Raw genomic sequence first — 20,081 nt, 5'->3', positions numbered from 1 at the left:
CTACGGGCGTGGCGACTGCCGGGGCTTCCGCCCCGCCCTGTCCGGGACGAAAGGCAAGCATGCGCAGCAGGGTCATCGTGAAGCCGGCGTACTCGTCCGGCGCCAGGCCGATCTCGTTACGGCCGTGCACGGCGATCTGGTAATACAGCTGCACTTCCTGGGCGTCGAATTCGCCGGCCAGGCGCAGGATGTCGGCCAGTTCCGGCAGGTCTTGCGGCACGGCCGCCGGCACGCTCTGGGCCAGGGCGATCCGGTGCAGCAGGGTGCCGAGGTCCTGGAGCGCGCCGTTGTACGACAGGCTGCGGCTGGCCATCTCGTCGGCCACCGCCATCAGGTCGGCGCCATCCTGGGCCGCCAACGCGTCCAGCAGGCGCACCAGGTAGGACTGGTCGAGCGCGCCCAGCATGCCCTGCACGGCGTCCAGGGTCACCTGGCCGGCGGCATAGGCGATCGCCTGGTCGGTCAGCGACAGCGCGTCGCGCATCGAACCGTGGGCGCCCTGCGCCAGCAGGCGCAGCGCGGGCTGTTCGAAGCTCACGCCTTCCTGGCCCAGGATGTTTTCCAGGTGGCCGACGATGTGCCCCGGGGGCATCTGCTTGAGGTTGAACTGCAGGCAGCGCGACAGCACCGTCACCGGGATCTTCTGCGGGTCGGTGGTGGCGAGGATGAACTTGACATGCGGCGGGGGTTCCTCGAGCGTCTTGAGCATCGCATTGAACGCGTGGTTGGTCAGCATGTGCACCTCGTCGATCATGTAGACCTTGAAGCGCGCATTGCTCGGCGCGTAGACCGCCTGCTCGAGCAGCTGGGCCATCTCGTCGACGCCGCGGTTGGACGCCGCGTCCATCTCTATATAGTCGACGAAGCGGCCGGCGTCGATCGCGCGGCAGGCTTCGCACTGCCCGCAGGGTTCGGCCGTGATGCCGCCCTGCCCGTCCGGGCCGATGCAGTTCAGCGACTTGGCCAGGATGCGCGACAGCGTGGTCTTGCCGACCCCGCGAGTGCCGGTGAACAAGTAGGCGTGGTGCAGGCGGCCGGTCCTCAACGCATGGCTCAGCGCACGAACGACGTGCTCCTGGCCGACCAGCGTTTCGAAGTTCTTGGGACGGTATTTGCGGGCGAGGACTTGATAGGACATGCCGGGATTTTACCGCAGATGGGCGTTGCCGCGAACAATCTGAGGTCATGCCGTCAAGCATTGGTGCGCGACGGGACGAAGCGCATGCACGGCCAGGCGCCGCTGCCGGACGGATCACTACCAGGGAAGGAAAAACAGGAGGGAAGATAAGAGGCGAGCCTGATCTGCGGCACTTGCGGTGAACGGCTTTGGCTGCTTCGTTCCCGACCTGACCAGGTAAACCATGCCACAATGCGCAGGGGCCCGCCAGCAGCCATTATACCTCACCGCCCCTTGTTTGGGAAACGGCGGAAAAACGCCGGCTGATACGTTTCAGTTTGCCTCAAAACCGTCGTCCCGGCGAAGGCCGGGACCCAAGTTGCACGCGTCACCACAGCACAACGAACTTGGGCCCCGGCCTTCGTCGCGGTGACGGTCTCGAGTCTGACTAAATACGACCAGCCGCAGGCTGCTATTAGATACCCAGCTGCTGCCAGATCTCGTCGACCTTCCGCTTGACCCCGTCGTCCATGACGATCGGCGTCCCCCACTCCCGAGTGGTCTCGCCCGGCCACTTGTTGGTCGCGTCGATCCCCATCTTGCTGCCCAGGCCGCTGATCGGCGAAGCGAAGTCGAGGTAGTCGATCGGGGTGTTGTCGACCAGGACCGTGTCGCGGGTAGGGTCGACCCGGGTGGTGATGGCCCAGATCACTTCCTTCCAGTCGCGCACGTCGACGTCCTCGTCCACCACCACGATGAACTTGGTATACATGAACTGCCGCAGGAAGCTCCACACGCCGAACATCACGCGCTTGGCGTGGCCGGCGTACTGCTTCTTCATCTGCACCACGGCCATGCGGTAGCTGCAGCCTTCCGGCGGCAGGTAGAAGTCGGTGATCTCGCTGAACTGCTTCTGCAGCAGCGGGATGAAAACCTCGTTCAGGGCCACGCCCAGCACCGCCGGCTCGTCGGGCGGCTTGCCGGTGTAGGTGGAGTGATAGACCGGATCGCGGCGCATGGTGATGCGGTCGATCGTGAACACCGGGAAGCTGTCCTGCTCGTTGTAATAGCCGGTGTGGTCGCCATACGGCCCTTCGAGCGCGTGCTCGAAGCCGGACGGGTGACTGGCGTCCGGGTAGATATGCCCTTCCAGCACGATCTCCGCGGAGGCCGGCACGCGCAGCTCGCTCCCGATGGCTTTCACCAGGGTCGTGCGGCTGCCGCGCAGCAGTCCGGCGAACTGGTATTCGGACAGGCTGTCCGGCACCGGCGTCACCGCGCCCAGGATGGTGGCCGGATCGGCGCCCAGCGCCACCGCGATCGGGTAAGGCTGGCCCGGGTTGGCCAGCGCGTGCTCGCGGAAGTCGAGCGCGCCGCCGCGGTGGGCCAGCCAGCGCATGATGACCTTGTTCGGCCCCAGCACCTGCTGGCGGTAGATGCCCAGGTTCTGGCGCTTCTTGTTCGGGCCCTTGGTGATCACCAGGCCCCAGGTGATCAGGGGGGCGATGTCGCCCGGCCAGCAGTGCTGGATCGGCAGCTTGCCGAGGTCGACGTCCTGCCCTTCCCAGACGATTTCCTGGCAAGGGGCGCCGCGCACTTCCTTGGGCGCCATGTCCCAGACCGCCTTGACGAGGGAACCCAGGCCCAGGATGTCCTTGAAGCCCTTGGGCGGCTCCGGCTCCTTCAGGCGCGCCAGCACGTGGCCGATGCGGCGCAGCTCGCCCACGTCGTCCGCGCCCATGCCCAGGGCCACGCGGCGCGGGGTGCCGAACAGGTTGCCGAGGACCGGGATGGCGTGGCCGGTGGGCTGGGTGAACAGGAGCGCCGGGCCGCCGGCGCGCAGGGTACGGTCGCAGACCTCGGTCATTTCGAGGTGGGGCGACACCGGGATTCCGACACGCTTGAGTTCGCCCATGCTGTCCAACTGGGCCATGAAATCCCGTAAGTCTGTATATTTCATCAAGTATTTGATCGTTTTTTCAACTGCATTTGGTGGGTGAAGGGTCTCGGCCAAGTCCTTGAATTGCTGAGCATTTTCAAGATTGACCCTTGGAAATCAGACCTAAAAGTAATAAAGGCGGAGCGTGCTAGGGTTGACTTGATATAAGCTCGCCCCTACAATCCACCCTACTTGATGAGGCAGGCACGTCTTTTTGACATCATTTTAGCTGTTCTCATGCATTCACGGGGTCGGGGCCCCACATGACATTTTAAGGAGTGTTTTCATTGGGCGTCTGCCCAGCCCCCCGAAACAGTTGTTGAGCCACTGGTCCCTGCCGCCCTGGCCATACCAGCTTAAGCAAAGCAATGACGGCGTCAGTCCACCGCAAGGCGGCGACAGACGATATTTCTGATGCACGGCAACGTACGTCCAAACGAAGCGCCTTTGCGCTCCGGCGGGATCGTTTTTGCCGCGACAAAAGGGAGATTCGATGATGCATCGTTTCATCGCGAGCGCACGGCTCGTCCAATCCATGGCTAACCAGCCAATCACGTGGGCTTCCGTGAGCAAAGCGGCCCGTGGTCTCTTGACCACCGCACAATACACACTGACCATCTGCGGTCTCACGGCAATTGCCGCGCTCGCACTGCTGTACACCAACGAGAACGTCGCCAAGCGCGTCTCGCAACTGCTGCATCCGCAGCCGGCCATCGTGGCTGCCGCACCGGCCGCCCCGACCGCGATTACCGTCGCCGAAGCCGTGGCCGAGGAAACGACCCACGAGGCGCACCCTACCCTGGGCAGCTCCAAGCAGCAGCAATGGGTGACCAACTGGCTGTCGAAGCGCTACCGCGTCGCCAGCGACGCGGCCAACATGCTGGTCTCGACCGCCTACATGACGGCGCACGAGGTCAAGCTGGATCCGCTGCTGATCCTGGCCGTGATGGCGATCGAGTCGGGCCTGAATCCGTTCGCGGAAAGCCCGGTGGGCGCCAAGGGCTTGATGCAGGTCATGGCCAAGGTACACCATGACAAGTTTGCCGAAGTGGGCGGCCAGCAGGCCGCGCTGAATCCGGTCGCCAACATCCGTGTCGGCGCCCTGATCCTGAAGGACTACGTGAAACGCACCGGCTCGGTGGAAGGCGGCCTGAAGACCTATGTGGGCGCGGCCGACATGGAAAGCGATTCGGGCTATGGCTCCAAGGTGCTGGCGGAATACCGCCGCCTGAAGCAGGTGGCCAAGGGCCACAAGGTGCCGACCTTCACCCCGCCGGCCCCGCCCGCGGCGATCGTGGTCAGCAAGCCGGCCGAACCGGCCGCCAAGCCGGCAGACGCCCCGGCCGCCACGCCGGCCCCGGCCGAAGCGCCGGCGGCGGAAGTGATCGCCGGGCTGTAAGCTGTACCGGACTCCTCATGACCACCGCTGCGGCGGTGGTTTTTTTATGGGTGGGTGGTTTGTGGCGCTACGTTCGCAAACCATCCTGCCCTGCGTGCGGCCCGCTGCCCCAATCCGTCATCCCCGCGCAGGCGGGGGCCCAAGTTCGTCGCATTCCACCGCGGTCTAATCAGGGCTAACGGGCTGCACGCAAACTTGGGTCCCCGCCTGCGCGGGGAGTCATTCCCTCCAGTGGAGGGAATGACGCTCAAAAGCTGCGAGCAAAATCGATCGCCTCCTCACAGCACAAAAAAAGCCACCGGCTCCCGCACGGTGGCTTCTATATATATAGAGCGTCGAAGCGATCAGCGCTTCCCGTCCGCCCCCACTTCGTCCGGACGCAGGTTCGAGGCCAGCTTGTCCAGCACGCCGTTGACGTATTTGTGGCCGTCGATGCCGCCGAAGGACTTGGTCAGTTCCACCGCCTCGTTGATCACGACGCGGTAGGGAGTCTCCGGATGGTTCTTCAGTTCGTAGGCGCCCAGCAGCAGCACCGCGTGCTCGATCGGCGACAGCTCGGTCAGCTGGCGGTCGATCAGCGGGGCAATGCGCTCGCGCAGCTCGACCGAGGTGCCGATCGCGCCGTTCAGCAGGTCGGCGAAGAACTCGCCGTCCGCCTTGTCGAAGCCGTGGGCGCCGCGGATGTTGGTGGCGACGGTGCGCGCCGGCTCATTGTTCAGCAGCCACTGGTACAGGCCCTGCAGCGCGAACTCGCGCGCGCGGTGGCGCGGCGTGCGGTTCTTGCTGGGGTTGGCGTGCATGCTCTTGTCAGTCATTTCTCTCAACCTTCTCTATTTACTCTTCTTCGGCCGACAGCTCTTCCAGGCCGATCAGCAGGTTCGACATCTCGACCGCCACGCGCGCCGCGTCGGCGCCCTTCTCGGCCATGCGGACTTCCGCCTGCTCATCGTTCTCGGTGGTCAGGATCGCGTTCGCGATCGGCATGCCGTAGTCCAGGCCGATGCGGGTGATGCCCGCGCCCGATTCGTTCGCCACCAGCTCGAAGTGGTAGGTCTCGCCGCGGATCACCGCGCCCAGCGCGATCAGCGCATCGAACTGCTGGGTCTCGGCCATCTTCTGCAGGGCCAGCGGCACTTCGAGCGCGCCCGGCACGGTCACGTGCAGGATGTCCTCGTCGGCCACGCCCAGGCGCTTCAGCTCGGCCAGGCAGGACGACAGCAGGCCGTGGCCGATGTCGGCGTTGAAGCGGGCCTGCACGATCCCGATGCGCAGGCCGTCGCCCGCCAGATTGCTTTCATAAGTTCCTACCGTCATGGCTGACCTCTTCTTGTCTGTGTATATATATTAGGGATATGGTAACGCAAGCCTCAGGCGGCAGGGCACGGCAGGTAGCCGGTGACTTCCAGGTCGAAGCCGGTCATCGAAGGCATCTTGCGCGGATTGGCCAGCAGCTGCATCTTGCCCACGCCGAGGGCGCGCAGGATCTGGGCGCCGATGCCGTAGGTGCGCAGGTCCATCGAGGCCGCGCGCGCATTCGCACGGCCCTTGGTTTCAGGCGGCGCGAACTGGGTGAACAGCTGCTCGGCGGTCTCGCCGCAGTTCAGCAGCACGATCACGCCGCGCTCGCTGGCCTGGATGGTGCGCATGGCCGAGGCCATGTCCCACGAGTGGGTGGACGAACGGTTTTCCAGCAGGTCCAGCAGCGACACCGGCTGGTGCACGCGCACCAGGGCTTCCTGGTCGGGCGACTGCTCGCCGTGCACCAGCGCCAGGTGGGCCGCGCCGCTCGGGCTGTCGCGGAAGGCGACCAGGGTGAACTCGCCGTGCTCGGTCGAGAGCTTGCGCTCGGCGACGCGCTCGACCAGGCATTCGTTCTGGCTGCGGTAGTGGATCAGGTCGGCGATGGTGCCGATCTTCAGCTTGTGCTCGTGCGCGAACTCGATCAGGTCCGGCAGGCGCGCCATGGTGCCGTCTTCCTTGATGATCTCGCAGATCACCGAGGCCGGGGTCAGACCCGCCATCGCGGTCAGGTCGCAGCCCGCTTCGGTATGGCCGGCGCGCATCAGGACGCCGCCCTTCTGGGCACGCAGCGGGAAGATGTGACCCGGCTGCACCAGGTCGTCCGGGGTGGTGCCCTTGTTGACGGCCACCTGGATGGTGCGCGCGCGGTCGGCCGCCGAGATGCCGGTGGTGACGCCTTCGGCCGCTTCGATCGACACCGTGAAATTGGTCCCGAACGAGGTGCCGTTCTTCGAGGTCATCATCGGCAGCGCCAGCTCGTCGCAGCGCTCCTCGGTCAAGGTCAGGCACACCAGGCCCCTGGCGTGGCGGATCATGAAGTTGATCGCTTCGGGCGTCACGAAATCGGCGGCGAGCACCAGGTCGCCTTCGTTTTCGCGGTCCTCTTCGTCGACCAGAATGACCATGCGGCCGGCGCGAAGTTCGGCAACGATTTCCTCGGTGCTGGAGATAGACATGCGGATTCCTTGAATCGGGGGATGGTTATGCGTAATCCGCTATTTTAAAGGATTTGCAGGCTTTTAACCGGCTCTCCCTTCGGGAGGCCCAGCCGGCCGGCGGCGCCAGCGTGGCCAAAACAGCATCGTCGTTGCATTCTAGCAACAACACAAGCTGTGCCAGCGGTAAATTGTTAAGCTTTACATTTTCGCGCGCAACATCCTAGCGTGTCTACGCTCGACTCGATTATGATAAAGACATCGCAGCCGCCCGTGTATGCACACGCGGCCGCTTCCTGACGGAGTTGCCATGCAGGTAGTTCCACCTTGCAGCGAAAAGTCGACCGTCTTCACCGGAAGGCGGTGCTGATGGCCACCATCCTGATCGTCGACGATCGGCCGAGCAACCGCGCCTTCCTCGGCGCCCTGCTCGGTTTCACCGGCCACCGGCTGCTGGAAGCGGAAGACGGCGCCCAGGCCCTGGCGCTGACGCGCGCCGAACGTCCCGACCTGATCATTACCGACATCCTGATGCCGACCATGGACGGCTACGAGTTCGTCCAGCAGGTGCGCGCCGATCCCGGCCTGGCCGCGACCCGGGTGATCTTCTTTTCCGCCGTGTATGCCGAACACGAGACGGTGGCGATGGCCGCGCGCTGCGGCGTGTCCACGGTGCTGAGCAAACCGGCTGACGCCCATCAGATCCTGGAGGCGGTCAATGCCGAACTGGGCGTGCTCGAGGGCGCGCCAGCCCCGCCCCTGCCCGATGACGGCGCGCGCGACCGCGACTTGCCCTTCGATTTGTGCGCGCGCCTGTCCGAACTGGAACGCATGTGCCTGGCCCTGGTCGGCGAGCGCCGCGTCGAGGCCCTGGCGGCGGCCTTTCTCGACGCCGCGCGCCGCGTGCTGGATGCCGACGTGGTCGCCCTTTGCTTGCTGGAGAGCACCGAGCGCAGCGTACGCCACCTGGAAACCTATGGCGTCGACGGTGCGCTGCTGCGCGACGCGGCCCTGGACGATACCCGCCTGCCTGGCGCCCTGCTGCGCGCGCGCGCCCCGCTGCGCCTCTCGGAGGGAGATCCCCTGCTTGCCAGCATGCCCGCCAGCCATCCTCCGCTGGGCCACCTGCTCGGCCTGCAGGTGCACGACCTGCAGCATCCGCACGGCTGGCTGTATTGCGGCCGCCGCTCCAGCGCCGAGGCCTTCTCGGACGAGGAAGAGCGCTGGGCCACCGCGCTGGCCGCGCAGTTGGCGGTCGCCTACGAAAACCTGAACCTCTACGACGTGGTCCAGCGCCATGCCGCCCAGCTGCAGCTGGAAGCGATCGCGCGCGCCGAGGCGGACGCCGCCCTGCGCGAGAGCAAGCACCGGCTCGAACTGGCGCGCCAGGTGTTCGACAGCACCCAGGAAGCGATCATGATGACGGACGCGAACGCCAACATCGTGGCCGTCAATCCCGCCTTCGAGCAGATCACCGGCTTCACCGAGGCCGAGGTGATGGGACAGAACCCGCGCGTCCTGCGCTCCGGGCGTCACGACGACGATTTCTACAGGGCGATGTGGTCCTGCCTCGAAAAGGACGGGCAATGGCGCGGCGAGCTGTGGAACCGCCGCAAGAACGGCGAGATCTACCCCGAACGCGCCAGCATCAGCGCGGTGCGCAACGACAAGGGCAAGCTGACCGCCTATGTCTCGGTCTCGACCGACATGTCGGCCCTCAAGGCCGCCCACCACCAGCTCGACTTCCTGTCGAACCACGACGCCCTGACCCTGCTGCCCAACCGCTCGCTGTTCAACGACCGCCTGCAGCAGGCGCTGGCGGCGGCGCGCCAGGGCGGCGGCCAGGTGGCGCTCCTGCTGTTCAATGTCGACCGCCTCTCGCGCATCAACGACAGCCTGGGGCACGCGGCCGGCGACGCCGTGCTGCGCGAAGTGGCGCGCCGCGCCAGCGAGGTGGCCGGGCCGACCGACACGGTGGCGCGGCTGTCGGGCGACGAATTCGTGATGGTGGTGAACGGCTGCGAGGACACCGACGCCATCATCTACTGCGCACGGCGCCTGATCGACGCCATCGCCCAGCCGCACACGGTGGGCGGGCACGACGTGGTGGTCACCGGCAGCGTCGGGATCAGTATCTATCCGCGCGACGGCAGCGCGCCGGGCGACCTGCTCAAGGCCGCCGACGCCGCCCTGGGCAGCATGAAGCAGTCCGGCCGCAACGGCTTCCGCTTCTTCAAGGGCGAGATGAACGCCGAGGCCCTGCGCTGGCTGGCGCTCGAGACGCGCTTGCGGCGCGCCATCGAGCGCGACGAACTGGCCCTGCACTACCAGCCGCAGATCTCGCGCCTGGATGGCCGCGTGGTCGGCATGGAAGCCCTGCTGCGCTGGCGCAGCGACGAGATCGGCCAGATCTCGCCGGCCGACTTCATTCCGCTGGCCGAGGACACCGGCCTGATCCTGCCGATCGGCGAATGGGTGATCCGCCAGGCCTGCTTCCAGAGCAAGGCCTGGCAAAACGCCGGCCTGGCGCCGGTGCGGGTCGCGGTCAACGTCTCGGCCAGCCAGTTCAAGGCCGGCACCGTCGCCACGGTGGTGCGGGCCGCGCTCGAGGACAGCGGCCTGGCGGCGCGCTGGCTCGAGGTGGAGCTGACCGAAAGCGTGATGCTGGGAGAATCCGGCGCAGCCGAAGCCCAGATGACGGAGTTGCGCGCGATGGGCGTGTCGCTCTCGCTGGACGACTTCGGCACCGGCTACTCCTCGCTCGGCTACCTGTCGCGCTTCCCGCTCGACAAGCTCAAGATCGACCAGGCCTTTGTCCGCAACATCACGACCGAACAGCGCAGCGCCGCCATCGCCCAGGCCACCATCGCCCTGGCCCAGGGCCTGTCGCTGGCGGTGGTGGCCGAAGGCGTGGAAACCATCGGCCAGCGCGACTTCCTCGGCGCCATCGGCTGCGACGTCTTCCAGGGCTACCTGTACAGCCGCCCGGTGGCCGCCGTGGAGATGGCCGAGCTGCTGGCCCTGGGCCGCGTCGCCAGGTGAGCCCGCCCCGCTTGCATGCGCGGCGGCCCGCACGCCGCGCCGGGTTAGAATGCACTCGACCATATCACCGGGAATGACCCAATGAGCAACCATTTCGTGCGCGGCCTGTGCCTGGCCGCAGTGCTGTTCGCGCACACCCTGGCCGGCGCCGCCCCTCCGGCGCCCTCGGCGCCCCCGCCCCTGCGGCTGGATGCGTCCATTCCCGTCGGGCCGCAGGTCAAGGTCGGCAAGCTGGCCAACGGCCTGACCTGGTATGTGCAGCGCAATGCCCGTCCGGAACGCAAGCTCGAACTGCGCCTGGTGGTGAAGGCCGGCTCGATCCTGGAAGACGAGGACCAGCGCGGACTGGCCCACTTCGTCGAGCACATGGCCTTCAACGGCAGCACCCACTTTCGCAAGCACGAGCTGGTGTCCTATCTGCAGTCGATCGGGGTCGGCTTCGGCGCCGACCTGAATGCCTATACCTCCTTCGACGAGACAGTCTACGTGCTGCCGATTCCCACCGACCAGCCGCAGAACGTCGCCAAGGCCTTCCAGGTGCTGGAGGACTGGGCCCACGGCGTGCGCTTCGATCCTGACGCCATCGACAAGGAGCGCGGCATCGTGCTGGAAGAACTCCGGCTCGGCAAGGGCGCCTCGGACCGCATGGGCAAGCAGATCTACCCGAAGATCTTCAATGGCTCCAAATACGCCGAGCGCCTGCCGATCGGCCGCGAGGAGGTGCTGCGCGACTTCAAGCCTGATGCTCTCAAACGATTTTACCGCGACTGGTACCGCCCCGACCTGATGGCGGTGGTGGTGGTCGGCGACATCGACCCGGCGCGCGCGGAACACCTGATCAAGACGCACTTCTCGCGCCTGAAGAATCCGGCCAAGCCCCGTCCGCGCGACTACGCCACGATTCCCGCGCGATCCGACACCGAGGCGCTGGTGGTGCTCGACCATGAAGCGAACGGCAATTCGGTCCTGATCCGCTACCCGCTGCAGCCGGTGCGCGAAGCCGGCACCATCGGCGCCTACCGCGAGGAACTGGTGCAGCTGCTGTTCGGCGCCATGCTCAACGGCCGCCTGCAGGCCCTGGCCCAGCAGCCCGAACCGCCCTACTTGGCCGCCAGCAGCGCGCTGGGCAAGCTCACGCCGCGCTACCACTCGTTTAACGCCAGCGCCGCCCTCGGACCGCGCGGCGCGGCGCCGGCGCTGGCCGCCCTGGTGCAGGAAAACGAACGCGCGCGCCGGCATGGCTTCGGCGCCCAGGAACTGGAGCGGGCCAAGAAGAACCTGATGCGCAACTACGAGCAGGCCTGGAACGAGCGCGCCAAGAGCGATTCCGCCACCTACGCCGCCGAATACATCCGCAACTTCCTGCAGCACGAGGCGATTCCCGGCATCGACACCGAGTACCGCTACGTGCGCGAACTGGTGCCCGGCATCTCGCTCGACGAGATGAACGCCTACGCGCGCCGCACCATTCCCGCCGATTCGGGCAAGCTGGTGCTGTACACGGGCATGGACAAGCCGGGGGCACCCAACGGCGCCCAGCTGCTGGCGGCGGTCAGCGAGGCCGCGCAGCAGCCGGTCCAGCCCTACGACGACAAGGCCGTGGCGGCGCGCCTGATGGACAAGCCGCCCAGCCCGGGGACCATCGTGGCCGAGCGCCAGGACAAGGCGCTCGGGCTGACCCATCTGACCTTGTCGAACGGTGTCAAGGTGATCCTCAAGCCCACGGATTTCCTCAACGACCAGGTGATGCTGAGCGCGGCGCGCTTCGGCGGACAGAGCCTGTTCGGCGACCAGGACATCCTGAATGCACGCTTCGCCAACGCCATCGTGGCCAGCATGGGCGTGAAGGACTTCACCCCGCTCGACATGCGCAAGATCCTGGCCGGCAAGGCGGCCGGCGTGACGGTCGGCCTGGGCAGCTACACCGACCTGGTCGCAGGCGCATCGGGCGCCTCGGACGTCGAGACCATGCTGCAGCTGCTGTGGCTGAAATTTTCCAGCGTGCGGCGCGACGAGGACCTGTTCCGCGCCTATGTCGGCAAGCAGGCCGAACTGGCGCGCAACCAGAGCGGCCAGCCGGGCAAGCGCTTCGGCGACGCGGTGGTGTCGGCGCTGTATAACGGCCACCCGCGCGCGCCGCGTTCGCTGGAGGCGGACGACTACGCCAAGATCGACCTGGACCGCAGCATCGATATCTTCCGCCAGCGCTTCTCCAGCGCCAAGGACCTGAGCTTCATCATGGTCGGCAGTTTCGACGCGGCCGCGATCCGCCCCCTGCTGGCGACTTATCTCGGCAGCCTGCCGACACAAGACATCCCGGTCGCTTACCGCGACGTGGGACTGCGGCCGGCGAAAGGCGTGATCAAGCGCGAGGTGCGCAGCGGGACCGAACCAAAGAGCACGATTTCGCTGAGCTTCACCGGCGCGGCCGAATTCTCGGAAACCGAGCAACTGCGCCTGGCGGCGGTGATCGAGGTGATCAACCTGCGCCTCATCGAGGTGCTGCGCGAGCAGATGGCCCTGATCTATGGCGGCGGCGCCAGCGGCGCGCTGAGCAAGATCCCCTACGGGAACTACTCGATCGGCATCAGCCTGCCGACCGGGCCGGAACATGTGGACAAGGTGCTGGCGGCGACCTTCGCCGAGATCAAGCGCCTGCAGGAACAAGGACCGGGCGCGGCCGACCTGGACAAGGTCAAGAGCAACTGGATCCAGAACCACCGGCGCTCGCTGCGCGAGAATGGCTACTGGGTGGCCAACCTGCAGGCGGCGCTGACCGAAGGCACCGACCCGGCCTCGATCCTGGACGTGGAACGGCAGGTGCAGGCGCTCAGCGCGCAGGACGTGCAGGCGGCGGCGCGGCGCTACTTCGATACGGAGAATTACGTGCAGGTGGTGCTCAATCCCGAGCGGCCGGCGGCGGCGCACGTGGCGGCGTCCGCGGCGGGAGAATGAATTTTCGGTGAGCCCGGGTGATGGTTCACGTGAAGCTTCGCCGACCGTAGGGTTGGCGGCTTTGCCGCCAGCCCTACGGTGATTCGGCGAGCGTGGTCAAAACGACACTCAGCCCTTGGCCGACAACATGCGCTCCACATAACGCGCGATCAGGTCGATCTCCAGGTTCACCTTCGACCCCGCGCGCAGGTGCTTGAGCGTGGTGACCTCGATCGTGTGCGGGATCAGGTTGATCGAGAAGCGGCACACCTTCCCTGCCCCGGCCTCGAGATCTTCCACACGATTGACGGTCAGCGACACGCCGTTCACCACCACCGAGCCTTTGTACGCCAGGAACTTGGCCAGCTCGTGCGGCGCGTCGATGACCAGCTCGCGCGATTCGCCCACCGGCTCGAAGCTGTGCACGGTGCCGAGGCCGTCCACGTGGCCGGATACCAGGTGGCCGCCCAGGCGCTCGGCCAGGGTCAGCGCCTTTTCCAGGTTGACCTCGCCCGGCGCGTCCAGGCCCACGGTCTTGCTCAGGCTTTCGCGCGAGACGTCGACGGTGAAGCTGTTGGCGGTCTTTTCGACCACGGTCATGCAGGCGCCGTTGATGGCGATCGAGTCGCCCAGGGCGACGTCGGCCAGCGGCAGCGGACCGGCATCGATCGCCAGGCGCACGCCCGCGTCCAGGCCGCCCGCCAGCGGCGCGACGGTAGTGATGTTGCCGACTGCGGCGACGATTCCAGTAAACATACGGCCTTCTTCCTTCAGGTTGGTGTCATTGTTCATTCGCCTGGCCGGCCAACCTGGCCAGCGAATCTTGCAAGAATGCGCAGGTCGTCGCCGACTCGCGCCACATCGTGGAAGCGCAAGCCGCGCTTGTCGGCCAGGCGCGCCAGCGGCGGCAGGTCGAACATGCCCTGCCCCGGGCCGATCAGGCTCGGCGCCAGGTAGACCAGCAGCTCGTCGACGCAGCCTTCGCGTACCAGCGAGGCGTTCAGCCTGGAGCCCGCTTCGACGTGCACTTCGTTGATCTCGCGCCGTCCCAGCTCGCGCATCAGGGCCGGTAAATCGACCTTGCCCGATGCGTTCGGCAGCTGGATCACCTCGTGGCCGGCGGCGCGCAACGCGGCTTCTTTTTCCGGGTGGGGGACGGCGGCCACTATCCAGCACGGCTCCCCTTGCAAGATGCGGGCGTCGAGCGCGATGTCAAGCCGGCTGTCGACGATCACGCGGCGCGGCGGCAGCGGCGTCTCGACGCCGCGCACCGTGAGCTGGGGATTGTCCGCCCTGACGGTGCCAATCCCGGTCAGGATTACCTGGGCCCGGGCGCGCCAGGCATGGCCGTCCGCGCGCGCCTCTGGCCCCGTGATCCACTGGCTTTCGCCGCCCGCCAGCGCCGTGGCCCCGTCCAGGCTGGCGGCCGACTTCAAGCGCACCCAGGGCAGGCCGCGGCGCATGCGCGAGAAGAATCCGATGTTGAGTTCGTTCGCCTCGTCGGCCAGGACGCCGGAACTGACGGCAATGCCGGCCGCCTCGAGCTGGGCCAGGCCGCGCCCGGCCACCAGCGGGTTCGGGTCGACCATGGCCGCGACCACCCGGCCCAGGCCGGCCTCGACCAGGGCGTTCGCGCACGGCGGCGTGCGGCCGTAGTGGCTGCAGGGTTCCAGGGTCACGTAGGCGGTGGCGCCGCGCACGTCGACGCCGCGCGAGGCGGCGTCGCGCAGTGCGACGATCTCGGCGTGCGGGCCGCCGGCGCGCTGGGTATGCCCGGCCGCGATCACCATGCCCTCGCGCACGATCACGCAACCGATGCGCGGGTTGGGCGCGGTGATGTACATGCCCTTGGCGGCCCATTCGAGGGCGAGCGCCATGCCGTCGGCATCGCTGCGTATCTGCATGCTGTCTTTCGCGGTGTCCTTGCTCACGTCGATCTTTCCTTCAGGGCGGCGCCGGCGCGCCTTCGCAGCCGCGCTCGCGCGCCGGATTGCAGCTGCGCGCACGGCCCAGCATGTTGATTTTAATACGCCGGACACCGTCGCCGTGAAACAGCGACAGCGTACCCAGCCGTGATGCCGCGCTGTTGGTGTCGCTGCAGCTGCGTCCGGCGCCATTGTAGGCGATGTACTGGGGCGGCGCTGGGCTGGTGAAGGCATAGTCGGCCTGCATGCCCTGCGGCAGCGCCGGGTGGACGGCCAGCACCTCGTCGTCCGGGCCGGGCGCGCGATCGCCGTCGCGGTCGACGAAGACGGTCCAGCCGCGTGTCCAGTCCTCGCCGGCGGCGTCGTTCGGCACCAGCTTGACCGTCTCGTTGCGGGCGATGGCCTGGGCCCGCGCGAAGGCGATGGCGCCCGACAAGTCACCGGTAGCGGAGCGCAGTTGCTGGGCCAGCAACAGGCTGTGCAGGTTGGGGGCGGCCATGCCGGCGGCGATGGCGGCGATGCCGAGGACGACGCTGAGTTCGGAGAGGGAGAAGCCGCGGTGGCGCCGGGGGGATCCTGGGGCGCGTGCCGTAGGGTGGGCGGCGGAGCCGTCCACCCTACGGGTTGTGTTGGCCATCAATTCGGCATGCGCGGCATCGGTGCGGTCACGGAAGTAGCTCATGGCCAGCACCTGTCCGAAGTACCGTTCGAGGCCTGGGCGCCCGTGCTGTCATAGGTCAGCGCGCCGCATTCGGGGTCGGCGAAGCCGCTGTCGACGTTTTCGGTCCCGGGCCGGGCGCGCAGCCGGATGCATTCCTGGATGGCGCGGCCGGGACAGGCGACACCGTCGAGCTCATAGGCGCTGGCTGCGGCCTCGCGGCCGAGCCACCACTTGAAGCGGCCCGCGTCCCCGGAGTCGGCTTCCGACGAGAAGGCCAGGTAGCTGTGGTGCTGGGCGCGGTACTGTTCCTGGCGCTGCATCAGGTCCACCAGCGCCAGCTGGGCTTCGATACGTTTGGCCTTGGCCATCTGGCGCGCATACGAGGGATAGGCCACCGCGCCCAGCAGGGCGACGATCGCCAGCACCAGCATCAATTCGATCAAGGTAAAGCCTGTCATGCGTCGCCTCATCCTCATCCCCTTTATTCGCTTGCGGCCATCCCGGCCCAGTTGCCGATCTCGCGCCAGCCGACCCGGCGGCCGCGCGTTCCCGCCGTGGCGGGCTTGCGGTAATAGGCTTGCACGGCCGCCCGGGTCGTGGGCATGGACCCGGTGCCGAGCGCGGTGATGCGGTACAGGTGGTCCGTGCCGGCCGCCGGCATGCGTTCGATCAGGTAGCGCGGCGCCTCGGACGGCAGGCCGCCCTCGCCCTCCGGCATCCGCCGGCCCGTGAATGCGCCGAAACGCACGGCCGGCCCGTCGTCGTCGGCCAGCCGCTGCGCGTGTTCTTCGACATCCTCCTCGGCCTGGCACAGGCCGTCGTAGGGCCTGCCTTCGGTGCAGTCTTGCGCAAAGGCGGACGCCAGGCCGGCCGCGAAGGCCGCCGCGCGCGCCGATGCCGGGTTGTCGCCGCCTTCGATGTCGCGCTCGGCGTCGGCCAGCGCGGCCTCGGCCATCTGCAGGGCCAGCAGCCGGTCGCGCTCGTGGGCGGCGGCGCGCGCGCCGTACAGGGCCGTGCGGGCGCCGGCCAGGCCCGTCATCAGCACGGCCAGCATCAGCACCATGGCCGTCAGCAGGGCGGCGCCGCGCTCGTGCTTGCGCTTGCGCACTGTGGGAGGATGCATGCCCGTTCGCATCGCGTCCTCACTCCGGCGCCACCGGCAGCGCCACCGTGGCGCTGTAGACCTTGCGCATGCGCGTGGCCTGCCTGCCGGCCAGGGTCCGTTCGCTCAGCAGCGTCCCGGCGTCGCCGCCCGCCTGCGTCAGCGCGTGGCCGGGCCCGAACAGCGCGTAGCTGGCGTCCGCTCCGCCATCGATGCGTGGGCCGTGCAAGAGCAGCGCCAGCTTCACTGCCGCCACCCGCTTCCAGTGCGTGCGCCGGTTCAGGTCCTGGGCCCGCTGCACGGGTGTGGCGCCGTTCAGGGCGAGTCCCGCGTCGAGCGCGGCGAGCGTGGAAGCATTCACGTAGCGCTCGGGCGTTCCGTCGCCATCGCCATCGAGCCCATACAGCACCTGGAAGCCATCCACCTTGCCGGCCACGGCATCCGACGACCAGTTGCTCTTGCCGCGGTACTTGCAGCGCAGCTCCGCGTCGCCCTGCGCGTTGCGGGCCACATAGAAGATGCTCCAGCCCTCCTCGCCGGCGTGGACCGGGAAGCCGGCGCAATCGACGGTGCCGCCGTCGCCGTTGGGGGGATTGCCGGTACCTGGAAAGCGCAGCGCCAGCACGTCGCTGCCGTTCACCGCATCCGTCAACGGCGAGGAAATGCCGGCGCCGTTACGCGACAGCGAGCGCGCGTCCAGGCCAGCCACGCGGGCCGGCAAGCTCGGCTCGCGCGTCGGCGACGCCGCCCAGTCGACGTGCGCGGCCTGCCGCACGGCGCGCGCCACGGCGTCCAGCGCATAACGCCCGGCTTCGTCCATGTCCGCCGTTTCGACCTGCATGGCGTGGGCGCGGGTGGCGCCGATCAGCAGCTTGCCGGCGGCGAGCAGCACCGCCAGGCCGAGCGTCATCGCCACCATCAGTTCGATCACGGTCAGGCCGCGCTGCCGGCTGCACTGGAGGCTCATTGCGGCACCACCGCCACCAGGCCGGGCGCGTCGTCGAAGCCGATCCAGCCGAGCTTGATGAGGACCGGCGCATCCGCCGCCTCGTCGCAGGTCCAGCGGTAGCGGCCCGTCCTCGCGTCCCAAGGCGCGCCGTCGCGGCAGACAGCGATCCGTCCGCCCGGGAAGGATGCGTACACGGCCTGCTTCGTTTCATGCAGGTCGAAGGCGGCCAAGCGCAGCGGAGCGCAATGGGAGGCGCCGTAGCAGGATGCCGGCGCGGCGCCGGGCGCGCCATCACGCATGGCGTCGTAGTCGAGCGCGAGGTAGGGGTTCGACGCCAGCGGCAAGCCGGCGACAGCGGCATTGGCGCGCATGCGCGCGGCCAGCGATGCTGCCAGCTGCGCCGCTTCGGACATCAGGGCCGATTGCTGGCGCGTGCGCTGGGCCGCCAGCTGGGCCGCGCCCGCGCCGACCACGCCGACGGCCAGCACGAACAGCGCCACCAGCACTTCGATGAGCGTGAAACCGCTTCCTGGATGCTCCCGCATGCCGGCCCTCTCCCTTGACGATACGCGATCACGCGGCGCGTGATACGGCGAGGTGTAAAGGTAGCAGCCGTGAACAGGCCGGCCATGAGCTGGCCTAAGCCGATGCGGCGGATTTTGGGGAACTAAACGGCGAAGAAGTGAAGCAGCTTATTTGCGGGGGTGGCCCACTTCGTCCAGCGCTTCCTGGAATTCGTCCAGGTCTTCGAAGTTCTTGTAGACGGAGGCGAAGCGGATATAGGCGATTTTGTCCAGGCGCTTGAGCTCCTGCATCACCAGTTCGCCCACGTAGCCGGTGTCGACTTCGCGCCGGCCGCTGGTGAGCAGTTTTTCCTCGATCGTGGAAACGGCGGTGTCGATGGCCTCTGCCGCGACCGGACGCTTGCGCAGCGCCAGCATCAGGCTGCCGCGCAGCTTGCTCGATTCGAACTCGGTGCGGCTGCCGTTCTTCTTGACGATGATCGGCATCGACAGTTCGATCCGCTCGTAGGTCGTGAAGCGCTTGTCGCACTTGGTGCAGCGGCGCCGGCGCCGGATGGAATCCCCCTCCTCCGATACGCGGGTATCGAGGACCTGGGTGTCTTCATGCTGGCAGAAGGGACATTTCATGGCGCCGGGGTGGGTTCAACGGGACCGGCGGTGCCGGCCCCTGTCAGGCTGTCAGGCCGGGCCGCGTCAGGCCGCGTAGACCGGGTACTTGTCGGTCAGCTGCTTGACTTCGCCCTTGACGCGCTCGATGGTCGCGGCGTCGTGCGGGTTGTCCAGCACGTCGGCGATCAGGTTGCCCACCTTGACCGCGTCTTCTTCCTTGAAGCCGCGGGTGGTGAAGGCTGGGCTGCCCAGGCGGATGCCCGAGGTGACGAAAGGCTTCTGCGGGTCGTTCGGGATGCCGTTCTTGTTGCAGGTCATGTGTGCCTGGCCCAGGATGGCTTCCGCTTCCTTGCCGGTCAGGCCCTTGGCGCGCAGGTCCACCAGCATCACGTGCGACTGGGTGGTGCCCGACACGATGCGCAGGCCGCGCGCGGTCAGGGTATCGGCCAGCGCCTTGGCGTTCTTGACCACCTGCTGCTGGTAGGCCTTGAACTCGGGCGACTGCGCTTCCTTGAAGGCGACGGCCTTGCCGGCGATGACGTGCATCAGCGGACCGCCCTGGATGCCCGGGAAGATCGCCGAGTTGATGGCCTTCTCGTGCTCGGCCTTCATCAGGATGATGCCGCCGCGCGGACCGCGCAGCGACTTGTGGGTGGTCGAGGTGACGAAGTCGGCGTGCGGCACCGGATTCGGGTATTCGCCGGCGGCGATCAGGCCGGCGTAGTGGGCCATGTCGACCATGAAGTAGGCGCCGATTTCCTTGGCGATGCGTGCGAAGCGCTCGAAGTCGATGCGCAGCGAGAACGCCGAGGCGCCCGCGATGATCATCTTCGGCTTGTGCTCGCGCGCCAGGCGCTCCATTTGTTCGTAGTCGATGTCTTCTTCCGCGGTCAGGCCGTAGGAGACGACGTTGAACCACTTGCCCGACATGTTCAGGGCCATGCCGTGGGTCAGGTGGCCGCCTTCGGCCAGCGACATGCCCATGATGGTGTCGCCCGGCTTGAGCATGGCGAAGAACACGCCCTGGTTGGCCTGCGAGCCCGAGTTCGGCTGCACGTTGGCGGCTTCGGCGCCGAAGATCTGCTTCAGGCGGTCGATGGCCAGCTGCTCGACGACGTCGACGTATTCGCAGCCGCCGTAGTAGCGCTTGCCCGGGTAGCCTTCGGCGTACTTATTGGTCAGCTGCGAGCCCTGCGCCTCCATCACGGCCGGCGAGGTATAGTTTTCGGACGCGATCAGTTCGATGTGGTCTTGCTGGCGAACGTTTTCCTTCTTGATGGCATCCCACAGTTCCGGGTCGATGTTGGCGAGCGTATGGTCTTTTGCAAACATGTAAAACTCCAATCGATAGTAAACCAGGCAACGGCAGCGTTGAGCGTGGGCGGGCGCCGAAGAAAAGCGAACGGGCATCCGCGACGCGATAC

Annotated in this window: 17 protein-coding genes and 1 other RNA gene; 3 read left to right on the top strand and 15 right to left on the bottom strand. The window is 67.2% G+C overall.

What is annotated here, in order from left to right; translation table 11 throughout:
• The 3 genes from dnaX to ubiD all read right to left on the bottom strand — a co-directional run.
• Window positions 1-1,138 (bottom strand): DNA polymerase III subunit gamma/tau (dnaX, locus tag V7778_RS19950; protein ID WP_335558452.1); only part of this gene is annotated, 1,138 nt, incomplete at its 3' end.
• A gap of 149 nt (window positions 1,139-1,287) precedes the next feature.
• Window positions 1,288-1,386, bottom strand: an RNA gene (gene ffs / locus V7778_RS19945) — signal recognition particle sRNA small type.
• 206 nt (window positions 1,387-1,592) lie between these two features.
• Window positions 1,593-3,077: a 4-hydroxy-3-polyprenylbenzoate decarboxylase gene (gene ubiD / locus V7778_RS19940; RefSeq protein WP_335558450.1), complete on the bottom strand. Its 1,485-nt coding sequence runs from the start codon at window positions 3,075-3,077 to the stop codon at window positions 1,593-1,595.
• Between the two features lie 514 nt (window positions 3,078-3,591).
• On the opposite strand from ubiD, the gene V7778_RS19935 reads away from it, so the two are divergent.
• Window positions 3,592-4,455 (top strand): transglycosylase SLT domain-containing protein, encoded by an 864-nt coding sequence (locus V7778_RS19935; protein WP_335558448.1) that lies wholly within the window; start codon window positions 3,592-3,594, stop codon window positions 4,453-4,455.
• A gap of 344 nt (window positions 4,456-4,799) precedes the next feature.
• Here the strand turns inward: V7778_RS19935 and nusB are convergent, their stop codons facing one another.
• Genes nusB through ribBA form a run of 3 tightly spaced genes read right to left on the bottom strand, consistent with a single transcriptional unit; the run spans window position 4,800 to window position 6,932 of the window.
• Window positions 4,800-5,270, bottom strand: coding sequence for a transcription antitermination factor NusB (gene nusB, locus V7778_RS19930; RefSeq protein WP_335558446.1), 471 nt, complete (start codon window positions 5,268-5,270; stop codon window positions 4,800-4,802).
• Window positions 5,271-5,289: 19 nt separating this feature from the next.
• Window positions 5,290-5,769: a 6,7-dimethyl-8-ribityllumazine synthase gene (gene ribH / locus V7778_RS19925; RefSeq protein WP_335558444.1), complete on the bottom strand. Its 480-nt coding sequence runs from the start codon at window positions 5,767-5,769 to the stop codon at window positions 5,290-5,292.
• 53 nt (window positions 5,770-5,822) lie between these two features.
• Window positions 5,823-6,932 (bottom strand): bifunctional 3,4-dihydroxy-2-butanone-4-phosphate synthase/GTP cyclohydrolase II, encoded by a 1,110-nt coding sequence (gene ribBA / locus V7778_RS19920; protein WP_335558442.1) that lies wholly within the window; start codon window positions 6,930-6,932, stop codon window positions 5,823-5,825.
• A 348-nt stretch (window positions 6,933-7,280) separates the two neighbouring features.
• Between ribBA and V7778_RS19915 the strand changes: the two genes are divergently transcribed.
• Window positions 7,281-9,953: a two-component system response regulator gene (locus tag V7778_RS19915; protein WP_335558441.1), complete on the top strand. Its 2,673-nt coding sequence runs from the start codon at window positions 7,281-7,283 to the stop codon at window positions 9,951-9,953.
• A gap of 81 nt (window positions 9,954-10,034) precedes the next feature.
• Window positions 10,035-12,908, top strand: a complete 2,874-nt coding sequence (locus tag V7778_RS19910) for a M16 family metallopeptidase (protein WP_335558439.1) — start codon at window positions 10,035-10,037, stop codon at window positions 12,906-12,908.
• 108 nt (window positions 12,909-13,016) lie between these two features.
• Here V7778_RS19910 and V7778_RS19905 read toward each other — a convergent pair whose 3' ends face one another.
• From V7778_RS19905 to glyA, 9 genes are all read right to left on the bottom strand, one after another.
• Window positions 13,017-13,643 (bottom strand): riboflavin synthase, encoded by a 627-nt coding sequence (locus tag V7778_RS19905; protein WP_335558457.1) that lies wholly within the window; start codon window positions 13,641-13,643, stop codon window positions 13,017-13,019.
• 32 nt (window positions 13,644-13,675) lie between these two features.
• On the bottom strand, window positions 13,676-14,791 hold the full coding sequence (ribD, locus tag V7778_RS19900; RefSeq protein ID WP_335558455.1) for a bifunctional diaminohydroxyphosphoribosylaminopyrimidine deaminase/5-amino-6-(5-phosphoribosylamino)uracil reductase RibD: 1,116 nt from the start codon (window positions 14,789-14,791) through the stop codon (window positions 13,676-13,678).
• Window positions 14,792-14,831: 40 nt separating this feature from the next.
• Window positions 14,832-15,494, bottom strand: a complete 663-nt coding sequence (locus V7778_RS19895) for a GspH/FimT family pseudopilin (protein WP_335558438.1) — start codon at window positions 15,492-15,494, stop codon at window positions 14,832-14,834.
• Complete coding sequence (locus tag V7778_RS19890; RefSeq protein WP_335558436.1) at window positions 15,491-15,931, bottom strand: type IV pilin protein; 441 nt, start codon at window positions 15,929-15,931, stop codon at window positions 15,491-15,493. The genes V7778_RS19895 and V7778_RS19890 overlap by 4 nt, the downstream gene beginning before the upstream one ends.
• A gap of 23 nt (window positions 15,932-15,954) precedes the next feature.
• On the bottom strand, window positions 15,955-16,596 hold the full coding sequence (locus V7778_RS19885) for a pilus assembly PilX family protein (protein ID WP_335558434.1): 642 nt from the start codon (window positions 16,594-16,596) through the stop codon (window positions 15,955-15,957).
• Window positions 16,597-16,615: 19 nt separating this feature from the next.
• Window positions 16,616-17,542 carry a PilW family protein gene (locus tag V7778_RS19880; RefSeq protein WP_335558432.1) on the bottom strand — a complete coding sequence of 309 codons (927 nt, stop codon included), beginning with the start codon at window positions 17,540-17,542 and terminating at the stop codon, window positions 16,616-16,618.
• On the bottom strand, window positions 17,539-18,069 hold the full coding sequence (gene pilV / locus V7778_RS19875; protein WP_335558431.1) for a type IV pilus modification protein PilV: 531 nt from the start codon (window positions 18,067-18,069) through the stop codon (window positions 17,539-17,541). The genes V7778_RS19880 and pilV overlap by 4 nt, the downstream gene beginning before the upstream one ends.
• A 147-nt stretch (window positions 18,070-18,216) precedes the next feature.
• A complete protein-coding gene (nrdR, locus tag V7778_RS19870) occupies window positions 18,217-18,675 on the bottom strand; it encodes a transcriptional regulator NrdR (RefSeq protein WP_335558429.1) in 459 nt (152 codons plus the stop codon).
• Between the two features lie 66 nt (window positions 18,676-18,741).
• Window positions 18,742-19,989 (bottom strand): serine hydroxymethyltransferase, encoded by a 1,248-nt coding sequence (glyA, locus tag V7778_RS19865; RefSeq protein WP_211520888.1) that lies wholly within the window; start codon window positions 19,987-19,989, stop codon window positions 18,742-18,744.
• Between the last annotated feature and the right edge of the window lie 92 nt (window positions 19,990-20,081).

Origin of the sequence: Massilia sp. DD77 (genome assembly GCF_036961685.1) — a bacterium.
Classification (GTDB): Bacteria; Pseudomonadota; Gammaproteobacteria; order Burkholderiales; family Burkholderiaceae_D; genus Telluria.
Note: the sequence above shows the minus strand (reverse complement) of the source record. Positions and strands in the feature narration are given on the sequence as shown.

Excerpts from the sequence above, each read along its gene's own strand:
- glyA (WP_211520888.1), bottom strand. The coding sequence starts at position 19,989 with ATGTTTGCAAAAGACCATACGCTCGCCAACATCGACCCGGAACTGTGG.
- pilV (WP_335558431.1), bottom strand. The coding sequence starts at position 18,069 with ATGCGGGAGCATCCAGGAAGCGGTTTCACGCTCATCGAAGTGCTGGTG.
- V7778_RS19895 (WP_335558438.1), bottom strand. The coding sequence starts at position 15,494 with ATGAGCTACTTCCGTGACCGCACCGATGCCGCGCATGCCGAATTGATG.
- nusB (WP_335558446.1), bottom strand. The coding sequence starts at position 5,270 with ATGACTGACAAGAGCATGCACGCCAACCCCAGCAAGAACCGCACGCCG.
- V7778_RS19915 (WP_335558441.1), top strand. The coding sequence starts at position 7,281 with ATGGCCACCATCCTGATCGTCGACGATCGGCCGAGCAACCGCGCCTTC.
- ribD (WP_335558455.1), bottom strand. The coding sequence starts at position 14,791 with ATGCAGATACGCAGCGATGCCGACGGCATGGCGCTCGCCCTCGAATGG.
- V7778_RS19885 (WP_335558434.1), bottom strand. The coding sequence starts at position 16,596 with ATGCATCCTCCCACAGTGCGCAAGCGCAAGCACGAGCGCGGCGCCGCC.
- ribBA (WP_335558442.1), bottom strand. The coding sequence starts at position 6,932 with ATGTCTATCTCCAGCACCGAGGAAATCGTTGCCGAACTTCGCGCCGGC.
- V7778_RS19880 (WP_335558432.1), bottom strand. The coding sequence starts at position 17,542 with ATGAGCCTCCAGTGCAGCCGGCAGCGCGGCCTGACCGTGATCGAACTG.
- ubiD (WP_335558450.1), bottom strand. The coding sequence starts at position 3,077 with ATGAAATATACAGACTTACGGGATTTCATGGCCCAGTTGGACAGCATG.
- V7778_RS19905 (WP_335558457.1), bottom strand. The coding sequence starts at position 13,643 with ATGTTTACTGGAATCGTCGCCGCAGTCGGCAACATCACTACCGTCGCG.
- nrdR (WP_335558429.1), bottom strand. The coding sequence starts at position 18,675 with ATGAAATGTCCCTTCTGCCAGCATGAAGACACCCAGGTCCTCGATACC.
- V7778_RS19935 (WP_335558448.1), top strand. The coding sequence starts at position 3,592 with ATGGCTAACCAGCCAATCACGTGGGCTTCCGTGAGCAAAGCGGCCCGT.
- V7778_RS19890 (WP_335558436.1), bottom strand. The coding sequence starts at position 15,931 with ATGACAGGCTTTACCTTGATCGAATTGATGCTGGTGCTGGCGATCGTC.
- V7778_RS19910 (WP_335558439.1), top strand. The coding sequence starts at position 10,035 with ATGAGCAACCATTTCGTGCGCGGCCTGTGCCTGGCCGCAGTGCTGTTC.
- ribH (WP_335558444.1), bottom strand. The coding sequence starts at position 5,769 with ATGACGGTAGGAACTTATGAAAGCAATCTGGCGGGCGACGGCCTGCGC.